This window comes from Olsenella kribbiana, from assembly GCF_036408795.1.
In the GTDB taxonomy this organism is placed as follows: Bacteria; Actinomycetota; Coriobacteriia; order Coriobacteriales; family Atopobiaceae; genus Olsenella_L; species Olsenella_L kribbiana.
In genome coordinates, this window is record NZ_JAZGJP010000009.1 from 88,291 (window position 1) to 109,432 (window position 21,142).

Below are 21,142 nucleotides of genomic sequence, written 5' to 3' on the forward strand. Positions count from 1 at the left end.
CCGAATGAGGGCACGTAATCTGTCAGAAGAAGATTTCAATACCGCAGCGCCGCTGCGGCTGGAGGTGCACCATGAACGGAACAATGCTGCAGGGATTCTCGTGGTACCTCGATGCGGATGGCACGCACTGGCGCCGCATCGCCGAGGATGCGCAGCTCTTTGCCGACAATGGCATCACAGCCGTCTGGCTGCCTCCGGCCTACAAGGGCTCTGCCGGCGGGGTGGATGTCGGCTACGGCGTCTACGACACCTACGATCTGGGCGAGTTCGACCAGAAGGGGTCTGTCCGCACGAAGTACGGCACGAAGGAAGAATACCAGGCTGCCATCAATGCCCTCCATGATGCAGGTGTCCAGGCGCTCGGCGACATCGTGCTGGACCACCGGCTCGGCGCAGATGCGACTGAAGAGGTCACAGCCCAGGAGATGGACTCGAGGAATCGCGAGAACCCCATCGCAGCGCCCCGCCAGATCCAGGCGTGGACCCGCTTCACATTCCCGGGACGCCACGGCAAGTACTCCGACTTCCAATGGGACTGGAACGACTTCCACGCGGTGGACTGGGACGAGGCCACAAAGAGAAGCGGCATCTATCTCTTCTCCGGCAAGCACTGGAGCGAGCAGGTCGACCACCGCGACAACGGCAACTACGACTACCTCATGGGTGCCGATGTCGACGAGATGTATGAGCCGGTCTACAACGAGCTCCTGAAGTGGGGCAGATGGTATCTCACGACCTGCGACCTCGATGGCTTCCGTCTCGATGCCTGCAAGCATATGGACAGGCAGTTCTACCTCGACTGGCTCCCGACCCTTCGCTACGAGTTCGGCCGCGAGCTCTTCACGGTCGGCGAATACTGGTCTCCCGATGTGGGCGAGCTCGAGAGCTACCTTGGCCAGGAGAAGATCATGAGCCTCTTCGATGTGCCGCTCCACTACCACCTGTTTGCCGCCTCGAGCTCCTTCGGCGATTTCGACCTCAGGACCCTCTTCGAAGGCACGCTCGTCTCGGCAGATCCCTGGCACGCTGTCACATTCGTCGAGAACCATGACACGCAGCCGGGACAGGCCCTCCAGTCCTTCGTGCAGAGCTGGTTCAAGCCAGCTGCCTATGCGCTCATCCTCCTTCGCCAGGATGGCTATCCCTGCGTCTTCTACGGCGACCTCTTTGGCATGCCGAACGACGGCAACATCCCGGCGGTCCGCGAGCTGCCACTTCTCATGGAGCTGAGGCAGCGCTTTGCCTATGGGCAGCAGTATGACTACCTCGACGATCCCGACACGATCGGCTGGACACGCGAAGGCGACGCCGACCACGGCATGGCGGGCCTCGCCGTCATCCTCACGGACAGGAACGGCGGCAGGAAGCATATGTATGTCGGGCCGAACCACACAGGCGAGCATTGGTGCTCTGTCATCGGCCCTGAAGACTTCCCCATCGTCGGTGACGATGGTTGCATCGACTGTACCTGTGCACCGGGATCCATGAGCGTCTATCTGCCCGAACGTGCAGCAGAGGTGCTGGCAAACGACACGATCCGCTACAGCCGCGATGCACCCCGCGACCTCACGAAGGAGCTGCCGACACCTGAAGAAGCCCTCCACCTCGCAGAGAAGTTCGAGGAGAAGGCAGAGGACGACGGCACTGAGGCCTAGAGTCCCATCTCGTACCACGCAATGAGATCGTCCACGACGAGGCCGTAGGACTTGACACCTTCGGTCTCGCCGAAGCTCTTGAGATAGCTGTTGTTGACAGAGGTTCCGACCTCTTCGAACGTCCCCTCATAGGCCGCATAGTGCTCCTGCGTGGCGGCACGGTCCGCAAAGACAAGCCTTGTGCCGCTCTCATTGGCAGAAAGCGCCTCTGCGACCACGTCCTGAGCACGTGCCGGATCCTGGGAGTAGAGGGCATTCAGGCAGTAGGCAAAGGCGTCATAGTAGCCCGAGTAGACGAAGCGGACATCCTCGCTCGTGCTGGATGCGAGGAAGGCTGCGTAATTGGCGTCTTCCTCGCTTGCGATGCCGAGACGATGTGCCGCCTCATGGCACATCGTGAATGGCAGCTCTGCCGCTGCATCATCGGCTGGCACGCTCGCCTCGCCTGTTGCCGCCCAATACATGCCGGTATGTCCGCTATAGAGGAGCGGCTCTCCGAAGAGCACAAGCTCCTTCACGGGTGCCGTGCTGCCCGAGAGGAAGGGATACTGCTCCGAGAGCACAGTGTATGAGGAGCCGGCAATCTGTCCCAGCTCGGAGAAGTCCTGCTCTGCGAGCGATCCGTCGTCGTTTCTGGGGACAGACGCAGCTGCATCGGCGGCACGCCCCAGGTAGTAGCCTGTGGCTTCTGCAAGCTCGTCTTCCGAGTACTCATGCACGGGCAGGTCCATCTCTTCTGCAAGCGTCGGCCCATAGTGGTTGAGCGCCCACCCGTCCACGGCAAGCGCTGCGACAGCCGCCAGGAAAAGAAGCGTCCAGGATGCCCACGGAAGGAGCTTCTCGCGCTTCCAGAGCCTCCGTATGAGCGTGAAGACAATCCAGATGGCCGCTACCACAAGGCCGAAGTCCCAGAGAGCGAAAGGTGCCCACGATGTAAGCCCGGCAAGGACGGAGGCGAGGCTCCTCGAGAAGTCGCGGTAGGCCGGGAAATAGGAGTCCGGCGAACTAGAAAAAAGAAGCATCAGGATGGGGCAGGAGGCAAGAAGGACGCAGGCCAGAGCCAGACGCACACGCACCCAGACCGGGCGCTCCTCCTTCTTGGTACGTCTGCGTGTGCCTTTCCTCTTCTTCCCCATCGTTTCCTTTCCAGCTAGTCTTCCTCTTTGTTCCCGCGCTTCCTGAGACGCACGAATCCGATCACAGAGACCAGCACGACAGAGGCACCCAGGAAGACGAAGAGCCAGCCTGCCGGGATGAGCCAGAAGCTCTCATGCAGGATGCCCTCTGCATCGATATATTCCACGGCATGCGCCTTCACGAACCAGAGCGCAATTCCTGCGAGCATGAGCACGGCACCCATGGCAGCTGCCAGCTCGAAACGCTGTTCCCTCGCACCGTCTGCTCCATCACGTACAAGCTTTTCCTTCATCTCGCTCTTTCCATCCTTTCCGAGGATCAGGGTGTCGAGAGAGATGCCGCAGGTCTCAGAGATGCACACGATCGTCTCGATATCGGGCAGGTTCTTGCCCCGCTCCCAGTTCGAGACCGGCCGCCTCGTCACGCCGAGCGCATCTGCCAGCTCCCGCTGTGTCAGATGATGCTCTGCACGCAGCTCCTTCAGTGCTTCTATAATCTCCGCCATGGCACTCCCTCCTCTCCTCGGATGAGCATGGAGAAGCTCAGTCCAGCATACAGGAAAGCATCCCTTGCATGCGGCCTTAAGCCCAACAAGGCGTGCTTACTCTGCCTTCTATCAGGCCGTATGCACTGCAGCGCTTTCTGCCTCAGCCGCTTTCTCTGCCTCATCGAAGCTCTTCAGGCACCCTCTTGCCATAGGTATCGTCACGGCAAAGGTGATGAGATCGGAGACGGGCTGCGCGATCTGGAGACCGAAGAGGCCAAGCGTGTGGGAGAGGATCGTGACGACGGGACCAAGGACAAGCCCCAAGCGGCAGGCGCCGAGAATCGTGGCGCTCCACATATGCCCAGAGGTCTGGAGCATGAAGTTCGTGATCATGGAGGCACCGGTAAGCGCAATCGAGAACGACGCAAGCCGGAGCGTCAGCGTGCCTACCGCGACGACCTCAGGGTCGTCCCGGAAGAAGCCGATGAGGTTCGGTGCGGAGATGCAGGTGACGATGCCTATGGCCAGGACCGAGATGGAAGCTGCCTTGAGCGAGAAGAAGTACCCTTTGCGCACGCGGTCATAGCGCTTCGCGCCGATGTTATAGCCAAGGACTGGCTGGTAGCCCTGGCCGATGCCGATCTGCACATAGTTGCCGACGCCCGTGATCCTCTGGACGACCGCCATAGCGGCAACGGCCGCATCACCGAAGGGGGCCGCCGCATCGTTCAGGAGCGTCGTCGCGACACCGAGCATGCACTGGCGGACGAACGACGGCACGCCGCCGTTGTTGATCTCCCGGAAGAGGGCCTTCGAGAAGCGGACATATTTCCTCGAGAGCGGGGTCGTGCCGATCTTCTGCATCTCCGCGACGAGGAGGCAGAAGCTTATGAACTGGCAGATGATATTCGCAAGCGCAGAGCCCGCAATCCCCATGCCCGCCCCGAAGATGAGGAGAGGCGAGAGGAAGATGTTGAGCACGGTGCCGCACATGATCGCAAGCATCGAGAAGAGGCTCTCCCCCTCGAAGCGCAGCTGCATGTTGAGCATGAGGGAGCTGCACATCCAGGGAGCGCCGAGAAGGATGATGCCGATGAAGGACTTGGCATAAGGAAGGATCGTGGGCGTCGCTCCCGCGACGAGGCAGAGGGGCTCGAGGAAGAGATTTCCCAGAAGGGCTATCAGGATGCCGCAGGCAAACGTGCAGACGATGCCCGTGGATGCCATGACGCAGGCATCCTCTTCCCGGTGGGCCCCGAGGTCGCGCGAGATCGCATTGCCTGTGCCCTGGCCGAAGTAGAAGCCGACGCCCTGGATAGCCGTCATTGCGACGAAGGCAATGCCTATGGCGCCAGAGGCCGAAGTATTGATCCTGCCGACGAAATAGGTGTCGGCGAGGTTGTAGACCACAGTCACGAGGTTCGAGAGGATCGATGGCCAGGCCATCGACAGGACGAGGGGGCCGACCGGCCTCTCCGTCATCTCCCTGTATCTCTCTTCTGCTCCCATGGCGGCACGTGCCGCGAGCATCTGCTTCAAGTTCTTCATAGTGTCCCATGGTACGCGCATCAGGTTTCTGCCAGAGTACGGGTCCCGATTTCAAGAAGTCGGCGCATTTCCTCGCTTCTTCAATTTTATATTGTGCGCAATTATATTTTGCGCTATATTATCCTAGAAAAGAAGCCAAGCTCTCAAGGAGGACCTATGTCGCCCATCACCATCATTCTCGCCGTGCTTGTCGCAGCGGAGTTCTGCTTCATCTTCTATCTCGAGACCATCGCCACGACCTCTGCCCGCACCGCCAAGGTCTTCAACATGACTCAAGAGGAGCTTTCGCGCAACTCCGTCTCCACCCTCTTCAAGAACCAGGGCGTCTACAACGGTCTCATTGCCGTGCTTGTAATCTGCGCGCTTCTCCTCCAGAGCCCCCTTGCGCTCATCTTCCTCATGCTCTATATCATCTGCGTAGCAGCCTACGGAGCTGTGAGCTCGAATCCGAAGATCCTGCTCCAGCAGGGCGGCCTTGCCATCCTCTGCCTCCTGAGCTGCATCATCCTCTAAGCATCAGGAAGAAGTGTCATGCCATGAAGCCAGCGCCAAGCATCGAGGAGTCCACACGGTCTGACAGGCTCTGGTATATAAAGGACCGCTTCCCCTGCATCGCAGACTGCGACCAGTGCGGCTTCTGCGCTGCCTACCATGGGCAGGACCCGACCGAAGCCTATTCAGACTACATAGAGGGCAAGGCAGAGTTTCTGGAAGTCTCTCTGCGCTACAGGCCGTAAGAGCACAGGAGGGCGGAGCTCAGGCTCCGCCCTCCTTCTTCATGCTCAGAGCCTGTCGAGGAAGTTCACGATGCCCATCTCGGCATGTCGCCTCGAGGCATAGAGGAAAAAGACTCCCAGGAAGAGCGCTGCCGCATCCTTGGCAGCATTGCCGCGGGGCTCGAGCGTCTGAGGTCCCAGGTGCCTTCCCCACCATCTCGGGAAGACAGCCCTGAGAGCGAGAAAGATGAGGCAGCCGACGACAGCGCCCAGGGTATTGGCAATGAGGTCGTCGATGTCCGTGACGCGGAAGTTCAGGAGCTGCGAGAGCTCGATTGCAAGCGAGAAGAGAAAGCCGAAGAGCGCTGCATGGCCGATCCGGTCGAAGCCTTCCCAGCAGCAGGGAAGCAGGAGCCCGAGCGGCACGAAGAGCACGACATTGAGTGCCCAGGCCGTCCAGTTCAGATAGGCATCGAAGGGCACGAGATTGATGTTCAGCATCGTCCGGAGCGATGTGCCACGCCAGAGGTCTGCGAAGGTCCCTACCCCGCAGATCCAGAGAATGGAAAAGAGACAGATGCCGAAGAGAGCCACCGCCAGCCGATGCGCCCACATGCTGGGCCGCTTGGATGCGGACGTCTGCTTGCGGCGAGCGGAGACATGGCTCCTGTGCGCATTCACGCCGGAAGCGATTGCGTAAGGGACAAGAGCGCATACTGCCTCATAGCCAAGTGCCACGATTGCACGCATGGATGTCTGCCTCCTCCGCTTTCAGGTTCGCCCTCGGAGAGGCAAGCATAGCAGCAGAGAGGCTGCCTGCATCCTTATCACACAGGAAGTGACCAGGCTGCCCATATCCATATTCGCTTTGCGCCACACCGCAAGGTTTCCGGCATTCCGGATTCCCAGTTCTGGCCACCTTTTCCAATTGCCGCTTATCCGCTTGCCGCCTGCTCTTCCGCTTGCCCCTTGTCGCTTTCCCCAACAGAGTCGTACGGCACATCCGCTGGCCTCTTAGACGGCTTGCCAGGTTTCCTGAAATTTCTAGCAAGCATAGTTTTCCTAAGATTGCAAAAGATATCAAGGAAGCGTTGGCAGAGAGAGGAGGAATGCAGTGGCAGCACGCATCAATCCCTTCACACTTGGATCCGGTCGGGTCCCGCCTGTCATGGCAGGCTACGGCAATGCGATAGAGAGCATCGAAGATGCCTTCCGGAATGGCCCTGGGGACCCAAACCTGACAGGCATCTTTGACGGCGCATGCGGAACCGGCAAGACAGCGCTTCTGACGCTGCCTGCAGATGCAGCAGAAGAGCGCGGCTGGATTGCTGCACGTGTTTCAGCTGTTCCTGGCACGCTGGAAGACATCCTTGTGCAGGCGGGAAAAGGGCGCTCTGACGATGTGTCTCGCGCACGCATCAGCTCTATAGGCACGAGGGAAGCCGGCACGCTGGGACAGGAAGAGGACGGCCGGAACTGGAGGTCCCGTCTTGAGAGCCTGCTCGATGCTCTTGAAGCTTCCGGCACAGGTCTCCTGATAATGGTCGACGACGTGCGCGACTTTGATGAGATGGTGCAGCTTGCATCGGTCCATCAGCATCTTGTATCTGCAGGCAGAAGGATTTCACTCCTTATGGCGGGCCTTCCCTCTGAGGTGTCGCGCATCCTCAATGACCAGCCAATCTCTTTCCTTCGCAGAGCCATATGCTACCGTCTTGGCCGTATCGACGACGCGGACATGCAGAAGGCTCTCGCAGGGACCATCGAAAGCGGTGGCAGGACAATCGAAGCATATGCCCTCGAAGCAGCCATGAAAGCTTTAGGCGGCTTCCCTTTCATGATGCAGCCCGTCGGCTACCGCATGCGAACCCAGGCTGAAGGAGATGCAATCGATCTTTCTGCAGCCGAGCGTGGCATTGAGACTGAGCAGCAGGAAATGCGCATGAACATCCTGGAGACCACCCATCAGGAGCTTTCCGATATGGATATCGCTTTCATAGAGGCGATGCTTCCCGACGAAGGGCCCAGCTCGACCGCCGAGATTGCCAGATGCATGGGAAAAGCTCGGCCTATGCCTCCCGATACCGCAGGCGCCTGCTTGAGGAGGGCGTCATCGGCATGTCCGGACGCGGAAAGGCAAGCTTCGAGCTGCCAGGGTGGCGGGCATTCATAGAGGAGAAGCTCGAAGGGGGCGGAATCTGCAAAGGCCTTCTCGCCTTCTTATGAAAGAAGCCGGAGGAATTGCTCCCTCCGGCTGTCATTTCAAATGGTCGGGTTGACTGGATTTGAACCAGCGACCTCTCGGTCCCGAACCGAGCGCTCTACCAAGCTGAGCCACAACCCGTCAGCAGACGGTACTTTAACAGAAAATCTGGCTCGAGTCGACCACTTTTGAAGAAATTGCCCACCAATTTCTGTTTTCTTTTGCGTCGCAGGCCACTTTTTCGGCTGCAGAGGCACTGTCGCAGATAGCAAAAAGGCAGGCTCCTGAGCCGCTGACCTGCGCATTCAGGACATGAGGGCGAGATCTCAGCCACGCAAGCGCACGCCCGAGCTCCGGCTCGAGAGCAATCGCTGCGGCAGCAAGATTGTTTGTGGACTTTTCCACAATCGCATCCTGATTGCCTGTCTTGAGTGCCTCGAGATAGGGCACAAGCGGCGGTAGTGCCTGAGGGTCGCGGTCGAAGGCTGCATAGGCATCCTGGGCACAGGATCCCATGACAGGAGGACGTACGACCGCAAGTGCGAGCTGAGGCGTCGGGAACTGCTCCTGGAGCACATCGCCCGCGCCGGCAAGATAGCTCACGTCGGGCTTCAGGAAGAACGCGACATCGGCTCCGATGCTTCGGGCGATATCCACAACACGGGAATCTTCCGGGTCTATGCCCCAGAGCTGGCAGGCGCCACGCAATGCTGCCCCCGCATCGGTCGAGGACCCTCCCATGCCGCTTCTCTCGGGGATATGGCGCTCGATATGGACCGCAAAGGCAGGATTATGCCCAAACGCCTTTCCAAGCGCCTCTACGGCACGATAGGTCGTCGTATCGTCCATATGCGCCCTGATGCCCGGCTCGCAGGTGACGCTCAGTCCCTCAGCAGGCGTGAGCGTGACCACATCGCCGAAGTCGAGGGCCGCCATGACAGAATCGACGCGGTGATAGCCACATTCGTCCCTGTCTGTATGGACACCGAGATAGAGATTGATCTTGGCAGGCGCCTTCACGGCGAGGATATCCACCTTGCGCACCTCCGCTCCGAGATTCATGTATGCAAAAAGAGATGCCCCGGAACAGCTGCTCCGGGGCATCAGGGGTTCTCAGCTGCTTCCCTCTATCTTAGAGGGCTGCAGCGCACATGCAGGCTACTCTTCTGCGACGTAGTCGAAGAGGCGCTCGCCGGTATCGGCGTCGAAGACCTCCACACCGCCTGTCAGCACATCGACATACTGATAGGACTGGCGGTCCTTGCGGCCGCGGCGCTCCTCGATCTCGACGACGAACAGCGACGGATGCACCTGTACAAGGACGCCGGTTCCCTCTACAATACGGGAGCGGCCCATGTTGGCACGCACCTTGATGCGCTGGCCCTCGAGTGACTTGAGCTTGTCGTGAATCTCGTCCACACGGTTGACGGGCGGCATATCGATATCCATGAAACGGCCTCCTGACTTTCTGTACGGCTGTTCAAAATTCAGCAAGAAGCTATCTTACACCTGTCCATAGACTCTTCACATTCTGGGCCTCTGACCTTGGCGGAAGCGTGAAGAGGCGCTGCAAAGCTTAAAGGTCTCACCGTATTGCACAAGAGGTGTACACTCGCCTTGTCTAGCAAACAGACAGTGTATGAAGGAGTGCATCCTATGCATCAGGAACGCATCCAGGCCGTGCTGGCAAACCTGGAGAAGCAGGGCTGCCATCAGGCCGTGGTCTCTGACCCCACATCCATCTTCTATCTCACGGGCTACTACACGGAGCCCTACGAGCGCTTCCTTGCGCTCTACGTGAGCCCGAAGGAGTGCGTGCTCTTCGCGAATCGCCTCTTCCCGGACGCCACGCCTTTCTGCCCCGAGGTCGTCGTGCACGACGATACGGAAGATCCGCTGCCGGCGCTGATCGAGCACATCGACCACACCTCCGCGCTCGGCCTCGACAAGATCTTCCCGGCGCGCTGGGTGCTGCCCCTGATCGATGCGAAGGCAGCTCCGTCCTTCATCCTTGCCTCCAAAGCCGTGGACGACGCACGCTCCATCAAGAGCGCTGAAGAGCAGGAGCTCATGCGCGAAGCCTCGCGCGTGAACGACAAGGCAATGGAGTGGCTCAAGAGCCAGATCAAAGAGGGCGTTACCGAGCAGAGCATCGCAGAGGGCCTCCTTGGCACCTACCGCTCGCTTGGTGCCCAGGACCACTCATTCGCCCCGATCGTGAGCTTCGGCGCCAATGCGGCAGATCCTCACCACGAGCCGGATGGCACCGTCCTCAAGCGTGGCGACATGGTGCTCTACGATGTGGGCTGCAGGAAGGATGCCTACTGCTCCGATATGACCCGTACCTTCTTCACGGCAGAGCCGACCGAAGAGGAGAAGCGTGTCTACGAGACCGTGCGTCATGCCAACGAGGCGGCAGAGGCCCTCGTGAAGCCAGGCGTCACGTTTGCAGAGATCGACCTCTGCGCTCGCCACATCATCGAGGACGCAGGGTATGGTCCCTACTTCACGCACCGTCTGGGACACCAGATCGGCCTCAACGACCACGAGCCGGGAGATGTCTCCGCAACGCACGACGAGGCAGTGCGCCCGGGCCAGTGCTTCTCGATCGAGCCGGGCATCTATATCCCGGGCAGGATCGGCGTCCGCATCGAGGATCTCGTAATCGTGACCGAGGACAGCTGCGAAGTCCTGAACTCCTACCCGAAGGGAATCCAGGTCATCGATCTCTGAGAGACAGTCCATCCTTCCAAAGAGCAGGGCAGCCCCGTCCCGGATCTTTCCGGGACGGGGCTGCATTCTCTGCACCGGATTTCTGGAAATGTCCAGGCCATCGCAAGCGCCCGATGTGGAGGCGCTGCCTCCGCGCCCTGTCCCAGCCTCTGCAGGGCAGCATAGGGCGCTCCATGCCATGGCAGCTCAGAGCATCAGCAGCCGTGGCGGGGCGCCACCAGGACATATGAGGAGGGGCTGGCTCCTGAGAGCATCCCCTCTGCCGAGACGCTGGCCACGATATGGTTGCCGTCGAACGAGATCTGGACCGTGCATCTGCGCGTCGAATCGAGCTCGCGCGTCTCCACCAGAAGCGTCGACGGGGATATCCAGGCAAAGGAGCCGAAGGCAGCTTCCGCTGCCCAGGAGGGCGGGACTGCGATCTCGGAGGATTCCGCCGCAAACGGGAAGAGGCTGCCCACCGGGCGCCTTCCCGCTTCCAGCTTCCGCCACGTTCCATAGCCCGCCTGCATGCTGAAGGTCTCCCCACCCCTTTCAAGCTCGACCAGAAGCTCTGGCACAGCACCCTCGGAGGCAGCGATCCTGAGCGACGTGAATCCCTGGGCGCCATCCAGCGGACGCAGGATCCCTTCGGCAGGAATCGGCACGAAAGGAGAGCGGGGAAGCCCCTGCAGGCAGGGAATGCACGAGAGATCCTCGCTGCCGGCCCCTTCCAGCTCATGGGCAAGCGCCGCTTGCGGCAAGGCCGGCCTCCAGCAGGGAGCAATCCCCAGCACGTCGTAGAGGGCATCCATCAGAGGCTTCGAGCCTGTCGTGGAGCTCGAGGCCGCAACGACCAGGTGCTCCTCGGGCAGGACATAGCAGAGCTGTCCGAAGAGCCCGGCACACCTGAACCCTCCCCCTGCACACATCCAGAACTGATAGCCGTAGCCATTCCTGTCCTCGGTGGCAGACGCTGGATAGAAGGGTGCCGTCTCTGCCTGCCGCGTGGTTGCTGCCGCAACCCACGCGCGCGGTATCAGCTGCCTTCCTTCCCATCTTCCCCCATCGAGCAGGCACTGCCCGAACTTCGCGAGATCGGGCGTCGCAAGATGCAGGCCAAAGCCGCCTGTCGCATGCCCATGGCGGTCATGCTCCCACCACCAGTGCACGATGCCCATAGGAGCAAAGAGCCTCCTGGCAAGGAATACATCTTCCGGCACGCCCGATACGCGCTCGACCAGCATGCTCAGCAGATGCGAGCACAGCGAATTGTAGAAGAAGACGCTCCCCGGATCGTGGGCAAGCGGCTTTCCGGCAACGCCTTTGGCCCAGTCATCGTCTCCGGCAAGCGCCGGCTCTGCGTCCTGTCCCATCTGCATGGTCAGAAGGTCACGGACCGTCACATCGAGAAAGCGCGGATCGGCCACATCTGGGGCATACTCCGGAAAATAGGAGATCCATGGCCGGGAAAGCACGATCTTGCCCTCGTTCTCGAGCATGCCGACAACGCATGAGGTGAAGGACTTCGTGACCGAGTAGAGCGGATGGACCTGATCGAGCGCAAAAGGCGACGAAGAGTGCGCGAAGGCCACCTCTCCATCCTGGCGCACCACCACAGAACGGACCTCGATGCCCCGCTTCCTGAGAAGCTCGAGGTATCTGGTTCCGCATGATCTATCGAATTTCACAGCACATCACTTCCAGCACATACGATAGTGTCTCTGGCAAGATGCCCCGCTCCAAGAGCGGGGCATCGCCTGAAAGCACAGAATCTGGAGCCTTCTCTAGGCAGCGTCTGCGCGAGGCTCGTCCTTGTATGTCGCGAAGGTCATGATGAACGAGATGACGCTCGAGATCGCGATGCCGACGAGGACATAGAGCACGCAGCTTGCGCCCATCTCACCGGTCGGATCGACAAAGCCCGGCAGCGCGCAGAAGGCACCGCCCGTGAACTCGAACATGCGGGTGCCCATAAGGCCGATGAAAAGGCCGCCCGGCACAGACGCGATGCAGGAGATCCAGAACGGCTTCTTGCGGGGAAGAGTGACGCCGTAGATGCAGGGTTCGGTGATACCGAAGAAGAAGCCGGTGATGAAGGCAGGCCACCCGATCTCCTTGAGCTTGGTGTCCTTCGTCCTGAGAAGCATTGCAAGCACGGCAAAGACCTGGGCAAAGGAGCAGACCATATAGGGGGCCATGATGACATCAAAGCCCTGCGAGCCGATGTTCATGAGCATGAGCGCAATGACGGACCAATGGAAGCCGAAGACGACCATCGGCTGCCAGATAGCCGTGAGCACGGCTCCGCCAAGCGCACCGCCGATGACAGGGATGCTATAGAGGGAGTTGAAGAACAGGCTCAGGGCGTCCGTGATGACCGTGGCGACAGGACCGATAACGAGATAGGTCAGAGGAACGCAGACCACGAGCACGACGAAGGGGACAAAGAAGAACTTCACATACTGGTTGAAGTGCGTCCGGCACCACTTCTCGAGCTTCGATGCCACCCACACCGCCAGGATGATCGGGATGACCGAGGAGGTGTAGCCGGAGGCAGGCATGATGATGGGGATGCCCAGAAGCGTTGCGTAGTAGTTCATTGCGAAGGGCGTGCCGGCAAAGACCGTTCCGAGCACGGTGCCCGCCGTGATGTTGACCATGGCTGGATAGGTAAGAGCGATGCCGAGCGTCATGCCGATGAACTCGGAGCAGTGGAACTTCTTGGCCGAGGTATAGCCCAAGATGATCGGCAGGAAGTAGAAGAAGCCGTCTCCTGCTGCATAGAGCACCTGGTAGAGGCCATCTGTCGCCGACATCCATCCAAGGAAGACCGCAATCGTCAGGATGCCCTTGATCATGCCTGCCGCACAGAGCACGGCAAGGATCGGGGCGATGATGCCGGAGATGAGGTCGATCAGGGCAGAGACGGCATTCTGATGCTTGACGGGCTCTCCGTCCTCTGTGACCTCGCCGAGAGATTCGGCACCTGTCAGCTCCGCAACCGCATCGTAGAGGTCCTCGATCACGTTCATGCCGACGACGACCTGGTACTGGCCATTGGCATTCACGACCTGGATGACCTTGTCGAGCTGCTCGATGCCCTTGGTATCGGCAATGCTGTCATCCTTGAGCTTGAGCCTCAACCTTGTCATGCAGTGCGAGATGTTGACGATATTGCTGCTGCCGCCGACCTTGTCGACGATCTGGGCAGCAAGGCTGTCATATGCGCCCATTTCATACCCTTTCCGGGAAGGGCGTGCCCTTCCCTCTCCTGTGCATCCATCTTGCTCCCGGCTACGAAAGCTCGGGCCAGAACTCCTTGTTCGCCTCATAGAGATCGTCGAGGATCTGCTTTGCGACTGCGGCCGAAGGCACGGTCTTGCTTAGCGTCAATGCCTGCCAAAGCTCCTGGTAGGAGTGGTCGATCCAGGCGGAGACCGCAAGCTTCTCGACGCTCACCTGCTGCTCCATGAGCCCCTTCTGGAACTGCGGGATCTTCCCCTGGCAGATTCTCTCATAGCCATCCGAGCCGACGATGCAGGGAATCTCGACCGTGGCATCGGGATCGAAGTTCTCGATTGCCCCGTGGTTCGGCACGATCAGCATGAAGCGCTCTTTCGCATTCTCTGCAAGGGCACTTGCCAAATCGACGATGTATTCGGAGTGCTCGTCCGGCTTGAGTCCGAACCCCTCCGCTGTGTTGCGCCTGACAATCTCGCGCGCAGTCCCGAAGACGCGCTTCTCGCGCCCCTCGCGCACTTCGTCGGTGCGGGTATGCTTCGGGTCTGTGTGGGCGACCACGTAGTCGGGATACAGGTAGTACTTGAGATAGGTGTTCGGTATCGTCGAAGGATCGACCGCATAGACATCCTTCGCCTTTTCGAAGGTCGCCTGCCAGGATGCATCGACGAACTCGAGCCCCGCCGTAGCATCGGCATACCCATTGCGCGCCATGCACTCCTTGATATGCGGCATCAGATCATGGCCGGCATGGTCTTCGATCTTCCACCACCATCCGAAGTGGTTCAGGCCATAATAGCCATAGCTGAGATCGCGGTAGTCCTTGAGCCCGCACATCGATGCCATGATGTCCATCAGGGCAATCGGCATGTCGCAGATGTTGATGATCCTCGAATCGGGGCGAAGCCTCCTCGTCGCTTCTGCGACGATTGCAGCAGGGTTGGAGTAGTTGAGCATCCAAGCATCGGGAGAGTACTTTTCCATGTAGTCCACGAGCCCGATCACGCCGCCGATCGAGCGCAGGCCATAGGCAATGCCGCCAGGTCCGCAGGTCTCCTGGCCGAGGACCCCATATTTCAGCGGTATCTTCTCGTCCTTGTCACGCATCGCGTACTTGCCGACGCGAATCTGTGCCAGCACGAAATCGATGCCCGAAAACGCCTCGGCAGGATCGGTCGTGTAGGAGAATTCGACTTCGGGGTGGCGCTCCCTGATATAGATGGCGCAGGCGTCTCCTATCGTCTTCTGCCGCTCGGCGTCATTGTCGTAGAGGACGATCTTTCTGACCGGAAACTTCTCCGCATCGTTCAGTAGCATCAGCACGACTCCTGGCGTATAGGTCGAGCCGCCTCCCGCAATCGTCACGGCATAGCTCTGCTTTCCCATAGAGGCCCCTTCCTGTCTAGATAGGTTTGCGCTCCATCTGCAACCATAGCGTTCCTGTCTAGATATGTTTTCATGTCTGGGCAAGCGGCAGCGTTTTCCCTCCAGACGGCAGGGCCTGTCTAAACAGGCTAGACATCTCTCTCCCGCCCCACCATTGGGGCATACTGGAGATAGCGGCAGCACATCCCGCGCTGCTGGAGGAGGCCTCGCGATGGGAAAAGCCATATACGACGAAATCTATCGGAATCTGCGGCAGCGCATCCTTGACGGCAGCTTCGCGCCGCAGAGCTACCTGCCGTCAGAGGCAAGCCTCACACAGGAATTCGGCTGTTCGCGGATGACCGTGCGCAAGGCGATATCGATGCTTGCAAACGAAGGCATGGTGACCTCGATCAAGGGCCGCGGCGTGCGCGTCATCTATCTGCCAGCCAAGCAGAATGCAGCCGAGAGCACCTTCCGCGTCGATGGGCTCACGTCGTTCACCGAATCTGCCCGCTCGATCGGAGCCGTCCCGTCGGCCAAGCTGTTCCTGCTCGACCATGTTGCATGCACGCCCGCCCTCGCGCATATGTCAGGCTTTCCTGAAGGAGAGGACCTCACCCGCGTGAATCTCGTGCGCTCGCTCAACGGACAGGCGATGGCAATAGACCGGCACCTGTTCCTTTCGAAGGTGGTGCCGGGAATCGACGAGAAGGTGGCAGTCTCTTCGCTGTTCCGCTACTGCGAACACGACCTGGGTCTCGAGATTGCCGTATCGAACCGCGAGGTCACGGTCGAAGAGCCCACCAGGGAGGACATCCGCCTTCTCGGCATCGCGGAGCCGCTCTGGCTTGCCGTGGTGCGCTCGCGTACCTACGACTCGGCGGGAGACCAGTTCGAGCATGTCGAAAGCAAGTATCTTCCGAACTGGTTCCACTTCTTCGATTCGGCGACGCGCACTCCTTTGCCCTAGGCATGCACGATGCTGCCGTCGCGTATAGCGTCCGGCAGATATCGCCAGGATACGAAAAAGCCTCCGGAGCGGGGCTCCGGAGGCCTTCGGCTGTACGCTGCCTGTATCCTGCCTACTCCTTCGGGCAGAGGGCAAGCGCCTCTTCGTCTGCCACGACCGTGCAGTTCGTGTGCAGCTGCAGGATGGAGGCAGGGACCTTCGGCGTCACGGGGCCATAGATCATGTCGTAGACAGCCTGGGCCTTCTTCGGGCCATTGGCGACGACGAGGATCGAACGGGCACGCATGATTGTCTGGACGCCCATCGTGTAGGCCTGGCGCGGCACCTGGTCCTCGGACTCGAAGAGGCGGGAGTTCGCCTTGATCGTGGACTCGGTCAGGTTCACGCAGTGCGTGCCCTTGCTGAACACATCGTCCGGCTCGTTGAAGCCGATGTGGCCATTGTTGCCGATACCGAGGAGCTGAAGATCGCAGAAGCCGGCATCTGCCACCATCTGGTCGTAGGTGGAGCAGGCATGCTCGATATCGGGGTCGGCACCATCCGGCACATGCGTCTTTGCGAGGTCGATGTTGATGCCGTCAAAGAAGTTCTTGCGCATGAAGTAGTGATAGGACTGCGGGTCCTCATGCGTGAGTCCGCGGTACTCGTCGAGGTTGTAGGTCTCGACCTGCGAGAAGTCGACATCGCCCTTCTCATACCACTTGACGAGCTGCGCATAGGCGCCAATCGGCGTCGAACCCGTGGCAAGTCCCAGGATGGACTTCGGGTTCAGGATGACCTGGGCAGAGATGATGTTGGCAGCCTTGCGGCTCATATCGTTGTAGTCCTTGCAGCGTACAATCCTCATGGAAGTCTCCTATCTGGAAGAGCCTCAAAGCCCTTCCGTTGCCTTTTCTCTCTCTATCACTGCCGATTATAGGCAGCCGGAAGCGTCAGAAGCGCGAGATACCCAAGGTTTGATATTTTGATACCAATTTTGGCAACTTCTCCATGAGAAAGGGGCCTTGCGGCCCCTTTCCTAGCGAAGCTTCTCTGCGAGATCTTCGAGTGCGTGGAAGCGGTGGGAAATCTTGTTCTTCTCTTCCATCGTCAGTTCCGCCATCGTACGCCCCGGCGTTGCATCAGGCAGGAAGAGCGGATCGTAGCCGAAGCCCTCATCTCCCCTGCGCTCATGTCCGATCTTTCCCGGGCAGTCTCCCTCGCCGTGGAGCACCTCTTCCCCATCCTCGTCGCGCGAGACGAAGACGACGCTCGAATGGAAGTGGGCACCACGCGCATCATCCGGCACATCTTTCATTGCATGTTCGAGCTTCGTGTTGTTCGCATCGTCGTTTCCGTGCTCGCCGGCCCAGCGGGCAGAGAAGATGCCGGGCGCCCCATCGAGCGCATCGACGCAGAGGCCCGAGTCGTCTGCCACCGCCATCTGAAGGCCGGTCTCCTCAAGCGCCGCCTCGGCCTTGATGAGGGCATTGGCAGCGAAGGTATCGCCGTCCTCGATGGGGTCGGGGAAGTCGCCGAGCTCACCCAAGGCGACGAACTCCATATCCTCGAGCACGGGCCCCAGGATCGCTTCGATCTCCTTCACCTTATGGGCATTGCCGGTAGCGACGACGACCGTCTTTGCCGGGTCAAGCTCTTCGATATTCCTCATGGCTATCCTCTCGCTTCGAATCCGGTGATCTTCTTCTGGAGCGCAAGCAGCTCCTTTATGCCGGCATCTCCCATATCGAGGAGGGCATTGAGCTCCTCGCGCGTGAGCGGCGCCCGCTCTCCTGTGCCCTGCACCTCGACGATGCCTCCATCATCACGCTCGACGAGGTTCATATCGACCTCGGCAGACGAATCCTCCGGGTAGTCGAGGTCGAGCATCAGCAATCCTCCGACCTTGCCCATGGAGATTGCTGCTACCTGATGGGTAATGGGGATGTGATTGATCTTGCCGGCATCGCACCACGCACGGAGCGCCTCGAAGAGCGCGACCCAGCCACCTGTGATCGAGGCCGTTCTCGTGCCGCCATCTGCCTGCAGGACATCGCAGTCCACGGTCACCGTGATCTCGCCCATGCGGCGCATGTCGCAGACATTCCGGAGGCTCCTGCCGACGAGGCGCTCTATCTCCATGGAACGGCCCTTGCGTCCGCGATATTCGCGCGGCGTCCGCTTCGACGTGGAGGCAGGAAGCATTGCATACTCGGCCGTCACCCAGCCGGCACGCTGGCCCTTCCTCCAGGCGGGCACGCCCTCCTCGATCGTGGCCGAGCAGAGCACTTTCGTATCGCCGAACTCGGCCAGGCACGAGCCCTGGGCATTCTTCATAACATCACGGGTGAGCTTCACGGGGCGCATCTTCTCGAGCGAGCGTCCATAGGAGCGCTCGGGCACAGAGCCTTGAGCTACCTTGTCTTCCATGCTGACCTCCTGAGTCTTTGCCAGTCCTCTCCATCATAAGGCCATGTGCCTTTGGGCACCTGTCACTCATTCCCGCCATTCATCTCGTCCGCATGGAAAGCACGGTGAGCCCTTCCAAGACAGGTTCGCTGCAGCTCTCCGATTCGCACGTTTGCGGAGTCTGTACTCGAGCCATATGAGTGCTGCGCAGCCTCTGGAAGCTGCCGAAGTAATATAACATGCACAATCACTGGTATATTGCAGACAATTAATCTTGTATTGTTGTCATATGTAGTCGGGAGTTATCATGGCAGCATCAACTACAACCGTTCCGTTGGGCAGTCGCGTCGATGTCAACCTCAAGCGCGAGTTCGATAGCACCGCCGAGGACCTCGGTCTCACGCCCACGGTCGCAATCACGGTATTCATGAAGCGCTTCGTCCAGGACGGGGGATTCCCCTTCGACGTGCGCAAGCCAACCCCGAGCAAGTCTGAATTCATTGCTCAGATGGAAGACCGTTACGAGCGCATGCTTGACGGCCATGAGACCGAACATGACCTCATCGAGGAATAGAGCATGCCTTATCTATGGGATGATCAGGCTTGGATTGACTATCAATACTGGCAGAGTCAGGACAAGAAGACCCTCAAACGAATCAACGCGCTCCTCAAAGACATAGCCCGAACGGGTGGCAGAGTCATCGGGAAGGCAGAGCTCCTCAAGGGCAATCTTCACACATTGACGAGCGCAGGCATCGATGTCCAGAACCGGCTCGTTTTCTCTGTGGATGGTGACATCGTGCGCATCATCTCGTGCCGCGGACACTGCTCGGACAAGTGATGGACACTGCAGAGATGCGAATTCTCAGATGCTTTTCTAGCCGCTTCTCCATCTCTCTGTACATCTGGCTACGGGCGCCAGCGCACAATTATGTGAATTGGAGCCTTCTTATGAACAAGGCCGGAAAGCTTCAAGCTCTCCGGCCTTCAATCTCTTCTGGTGGGCGATGAGGGGTTCGAACCCCCGACCTTGTGCGTGTAAAGCACCTGCGCTAGCCACTGCGCCAATCGCCCAGAATGTCCTGAAATTCTATCACATGCCGACGCCTGAGTCATTTGTGCCTTGCGCAGCGTATACTCTGACCCATGAATACCTCACTTCTTACCTTGGCAGACCTGGCCCAGCTGCTCACCACGAAGGGCCTCCTTTCCGACGCGACGACACTTGGGCAGGATGCCCAAGACATCGCCGTGACGGGAGCGGACTGCGACTCGAGAGTCGTCGAGCCCCACCACCTCTTCATCTGCAAAGGCGCCGCCTTCAAGAGCGCCTACCTCGTCTCCGCACGGGAGAAAGGTGCCTGCGGCTACCTCGCAGACGAGGCGCAGGCAGATGGGCTCTCCTCCCTCATGCCGGACTTCCCGGCCCTCATTGCGACGAATCTGAGGGAGGCCATGGCATGGGTGGCGAAGGCAGCGTACGGAAACCCCGACGAGGACCTCGCCACGATCGGTATCACCGGCACGAAGGGCAAGTCGACGACGACCTATATGCTGCGTGCCATCCTCGAGGGCAACGATCCCTATTCTGCCTGTGGCCTCATAGGCTCGATCGAGACGTATGACGGTGTGACCTCCCAGGAGTCCGTGAACACGACGCCGGAATCCCCTGACCTCTGGCGCTATCTGGCCCATATGCGGGACAGGAGCCTCCGCTACGCCGTGATGGAGGTCTCTTCCCAGGCGCTCAAGTACGACCGTGTGCTCGGCCTCAAGCTCGATATCGCAGGATTTCTGAACATCGGCGAGGACCATATCTCCCCGCTCGAGCATCCGAACTGGGACGACTACTTCCAGAGCAAGCTCAAGATCTTCTCCCAGGCAACATGCGCCGTCGTGAACCTGAACTCCGACCATGTGGACGAGATCTTGGACCGTGCCAAGACATGCAAGAAGCTCGTGACGTTCGGAGCAGAGAGGCCCGACGCCGACATCTGGGCAGAAGACATAGAGAGCGCCTGTGGCTTTGTCACCTTCACGTGCCATACGCCTGAGTGGGCAGGCCCCATCACGCTCACGATGCCGGGCACGTTCAATGTGGAGAATGCCCTGTGCGCCATTGCCTGCGCCACCGAACTCCATGTGCCCTACGAGCAGATTGCAGAAGGCCTCGCCCGCACGAAGGTGCCAGGCCGCATGGAGCTCATCCAGACACCGAATGCCAAGGTCACAGGCATCGTGGACTTTGCCCACAACAAGATGGCGTTCGAGAAGTTCTTCCCCTCTGTCGTGAAGGATTTCCCTGACCATCACGTGATTGCCGTCTTCGGCGCCACAGGCGACAAGGCGACGGAGAGGCGCTTCGAGCTTCCGGCAGTCGCAGGCAAGTTCGCAGACCGCCTCATCTTCACGAAGGACGACCCCGGCCACGAGAAGCCGGAAGACATCTGCCGCGCGATGGTGGAAGCGACGCCCGAAGGCGTGCCCTGCGAGATTGTCCCGGACAGAGAGGCGGCCATCGCCCGTGCTGTAGAGCTTGGCTTTGCAGCAGATGGCCCTGCCGTCATCTGCGTCCTCGGACGCGGCACGGAAGGCGTCCAGCACGAGTGCGGCAAGCTCATCCCGGCACCTCTCGATGCAGATCTCTTCCAGGATGCTGTGAGGGACTGGTGTGCCAAGCATCCTGAGGATGCCAAGGCTTAAAGGAAGAGCCAG

The 21,142-nt window shown here is 59.8% G+C and carries 23 protein-coding genes and 2 tRNA genes; 9 read left to right on the top strand and 16 right to left on the bottom strand.

All coding sequences use genetic code 11. The features are described 5' to 3' along the window. The first annotated feature begins 71 nt into the window (after positions 1-71). Positions 72-1,655, top strand: coding sequence for an alpha-amylase (locus VXJ24_RS07585; protein ID WP_330972323.1), 1,584 nt, complete (start codon positions 72-74; stop codon positions 1,653-1,655). Here the strand turns inward: VXJ24_RS07585 and VXJ24_RS07590 are convergent. From VXJ24_RS07590 to VXJ24_RS07600, 3 genes are all read right to left on the bottom strand, one after another. Then, positions 1,652-2,791: a DUF3810 domain-containing protein gene (locus VXJ24_RS07590; RefSeq protein WP_330972324.1), complete on the bottom strand. Its 1,140-nt coding sequence runs from the start codon at positions 2,789-2,791 to the stop codon at positions 1,652-1,654. The two genes, VXJ24_RS07585 and VXJ24_RS07590, sit on opposite strands and share 4 nt — an antisense overlap. A 14-nt stretch (positions 2,792-2,805) precedes the next feature. Continuing rightward, positions 2,806-3,297: a DUF3955 domain-containing protein gene (locus tag VXJ24_RS07595; RefSeq protein WP_330972325.1), complete on the bottom strand. Its 492-nt coding sequence runs from the start codon at positions 3,295-3,297 to the stop codon at positions 2,806-2,808. Between the two features lie 111 nt (positions 3,298-3,408). Further along, the gene (locus tag VXJ24_RS07600; RefSeq protein ID WP_330972326.1) at positions 3,409-4,827 is read right to left on the bottom strand and encodes an MATE family efflux transporter; all 1,419 of its coding nucleotides are present in this window, start codon (positions 4,825-4,827) and stop codon (positions 3,409-3,411) included. Between the two features lie 156 nt (positions 4,828-4,983). On the opposite strand from VXJ24_RS07600, the gene VXJ24_RS07605 reads away from it, so the two are divergent. Both VXJ24_RS07605 and VXJ24_RS07610 read left to right on the top strand, forming a co-directional pair. Further along, positions 4,984-5,340: a DUF1304 domain-containing protein gene (locus VXJ24_RS07605; RefSeq protein WP_330972327.1), complete on the top strand. Its 357-nt coding sequence runs from the start codon at positions 4,984-4,986 to the stop codon at positions 5,338-5,340. Positions 5,341-5,363: 23 nt separating this feature from the next. Further along, positions 5,364-5,564: a hypothetical protein gene (locus VXJ24_RS07610; protein ID WP_330972328.1), complete on the top strand. Its 201-nt coding sequence runs from the start codon at positions 5,364-5,366 to the stop codon at positions 5,562-5,564. A 45-nt stretch (positions 5,565-5,609) separates the two neighbouring features. Here the strand turns inward: VXJ24_RS07610 and VXJ24_RS07615 are convergent, their stop codons facing one another. From VXJ24_RS07615 to VXJ24_RS11580, 3 genes are all read right to left on the bottom strand, one after another. Then, a complete protein-coding gene (locus VXJ24_RS07615; RefSeq protein ID WP_330972329.1) occupies positions 5,610-6,293 on the bottom strand; it encodes a VanZ family protein in 684 nt (227 codons plus the stop codon). Positions 6,294-6,882: 589 nt separating this feature from the next. After that, a complete protein-coding gene (locus VXJ24_RS11575; RefSeq protein WP_489685559.1) occupies positions 6,883-7,137 on the bottom strand; it encodes a hypothetical protein in 255 nt (84 codons plus the stop codon). A 225-nt stretch (positions 7,138-7,362) separates the two neighbouring features. Further along, a complete protein-coding gene (locus VXJ24_RS11580; RefSeq protein ID WP_489685560.1) occupies positions 7,363-7,509 on the bottom strand; it encodes a hypothetical protein in 147 nt (48 codons plus the stop codon). An 83-nt stretch (positions 7,510-7,592) separates the two neighbouring features. On the opposite strand from VXJ24_RS11580, the gene VXJ24_RS11585 reads away from it, so the two are divergent. Then, the gene (locus VXJ24_RS11585) at positions 7,593-7,769 is read left to right on the top strand and encodes a DUF8462 domain-containing protein (RefSeq protein WP_489685561.1); all 177 of its coding nucleotides are present in this window, start codon (positions 7,593-7,595) and stop codon (positions 7,767-7,769) included. 41 nt (positions 7,770-7,810) lie between these two features. Here the strand turns inward: VXJ24_RS11585 and VXJ24_RS07625 are convergent. The 3 genes from VXJ24_RS07625 to VXJ24_RS07635 all read right to left on the bottom strand — a co-directional run bounded on the left by VXJ24_RS07625 (position 7,811) and on the right by VXJ24_RS07635 (position 9,195). Next, positions 7,811-7,887: transfer RNA gene (locus VXJ24_RS07625), tRNA-Pro, on the bottom strand. A 15-nt stretch (positions 7,888-7,902) separates the two neighbouring features. Next, positions 7,903-8,781: a 4-(cytidine 5'-diphospho)-2-C-methyl-D-erythritol kinase gene (locus tag VXJ24_RS07630; RefSeq protein WP_330972331.1), complete on the bottom strand. Its 879-nt coding sequence runs from the start codon at positions 8,779-8,781 to the stop codon at positions 7,903-7,905. 123 nt (positions 8,782-8,904) lie between these two features. Further along, positions 8,905-9,195 carry a Veg family protein gene (locus VXJ24_RS07635; RefSeq protein ID WP_330972332.1) on the bottom strand — a complete coding sequence of 97 codons (291 nt, stop codon included), beginning with the start codon at positions 9,193-9,195 and terminating at the stop codon, positions 8,905-8,907. A 207-nt stretch (positions 9,196-9,402) separates the two neighbouring features. Here VXJ24_RS07635 and VXJ24_RS07640 point away from each other — a divergent pair, with 207 nt between their 5' ends. Continuing rightward, positions 9,403-10,479: a M24 family metallopeptidase gene (locus VXJ24_RS07640; RefSeq protein WP_330972333.1), complete on the top strand. Its 1,077-nt coding sequence runs from the start codon at positions 9,403-9,405 to the stop codon at positions 10,477-10,479. A 194-nt stretch (positions 10,480-10,673) separates the two neighbouring features. Here the strand turns inward: VXJ24_RS07640 and VXJ24_RS07645 are convergent, their stop codons facing one another. The 3 genes from VXJ24_RS07645 to VXJ24_RS07655 form a co-directional block, all read right to left on the bottom strand. Continuing rightward, the gene (locus VXJ24_RS07645) at positions 10,674-12,149 is read right to left on the bottom strand and encodes a serine hydrolase domain-containing protein (RefSeq protein ID WP_330972334.1); all 1,476 of its coding nucleotides are present in this window, start codon (positions 12,147-12,149) and stop codon (positions 10,674-10,676) included. 96 nt (positions 12,150-12,245) lie between these two features. Further along, positions 12,246-13,694, bottom strand: a complete 1,449-nt coding sequence (locus tag VXJ24_RS07650) for a PTS transporter subunit EIIC (RefSeq protein ID WP_330972335.1) — start codon at positions 13,692-13,694, stop codon at positions 12,246-12,248. 61 nt (positions 13,695-13,755) lie between these two features. Next, positions 13,756-15,087, bottom strand: a complete 1,332-nt coding sequence (locus VXJ24_RS07655; protein ID WP_330972336.1) for a 6-phospho-alpha-glucosidase — start codon at positions 15,085-15,087, stop codon at positions 13,756-13,758. A gap of 211 nt (positions 15,088-15,298) precedes the next feature. Between VXJ24_RS07655 and VXJ24_RS07660 the strand changes: the two genes are divergently transcribed. Next, entirely contained in the window at positions 15,299-16,039 is a 741-nt protein-coding gene (locus VXJ24_RS07660) for a GntR family transcriptional regulator (RefSeq protein ID WP_330972337.1), read from the top strand. Between the two features lie 112 nt (positions 16,040-16,151). Here VXJ24_RS07660 and nagB read toward each other — a convergent pair whose 3' ends face one another. From nagB to rph, 3 genes are all read right to left on the bottom strand, one after another. After that, positions 16,152-16,886, bottom strand: a complete 735-nt coding sequence (gene nagB / locus VXJ24_RS07665) for a glucosamine-6-phosphate deaminase (protein WP_330972338.1) — start codon at positions 16,884-16,886, stop codon at positions 16,152-16,154. Between the two features lie 171 nt (positions 16,887-17,057). Further along, on the bottom strand, positions 17,058-17,690 hold the full coding sequence (gene rdgB, locus VXJ24_RS07670) for an RdgB/HAM1 family non-canonical purine NTP pyrophosphatase (protein ID WP_330972339.1): 633 nt from the start codon (positions 17,688-17,690) through the stop codon (positions 17,058-17,060). A 2-nt stretch (positions 17,691-17,692) separates the two neighbouring features. Next, positions 17,693-18,448 (bottom strand): ribonuclease PH, encoded by a 756-nt coding sequence (rph, locus tag VXJ24_RS07675; protein ID WP_330972340.1) that lies wholly within the window; start codon positions 18,446-18,448, stop codon positions 17,693-17,695. A 286-nt stretch (positions 18,449-18,734) separates the two neighbouring features. Here rph and VXJ24_RS07680 point away from each other — a divergent pair, with 286 nt between their 5' ends. Continuing rightward, a complete protein-coding gene (locus tag VXJ24_RS07680; protein ID WP_330972341.1) occupies positions 18,735-19,001 on the top strand; it encodes a type II toxin-antitoxin system RelB/DinJ family antitoxin in 267 nt (88 codons plus the stop codon). 3 nt (positions 19,002-19,004) lie between these two features. Beyond that, positions 19,005-19,268 (top strand): Txe/YoeB family addiction module toxin, encoded by a 264-nt coding sequence (locus tag VXJ24_RS07685; RefSeq protein ID WP_330972342.1) that lies wholly within the window; start codon positions 19,005-19,007, stop codon positions 19,266-19,268. 157 nt (positions 19,269-19,425) lie between these two features. On the opposite strand, the gene VXJ24_RS07690 is transcribed toward VXJ24_RS07685, so the two are convergent. Next, a tRNA-Val gene (locus VXJ24_RS07690) sits at positions 19,426-19,501 on the bottom strand. A 72-nt stretch (positions 19,502-19,573) separates the two neighbouring features. Here VXJ24_RS07690 and VXJ24_RS07695 point away from each other — a divergent pair. Further along, a complete protein-coding gene (locus tag VXJ24_RS07695) occupies positions 19,574-21,130 on the top strand; it encodes a Mur ligase family protein (protein WP_330972343.1) in 1,557 nt (518 codons plus the stop codon). The last annotated feature ends 12 nt before the right edge of the window (positions 21,131-21,142 follow it).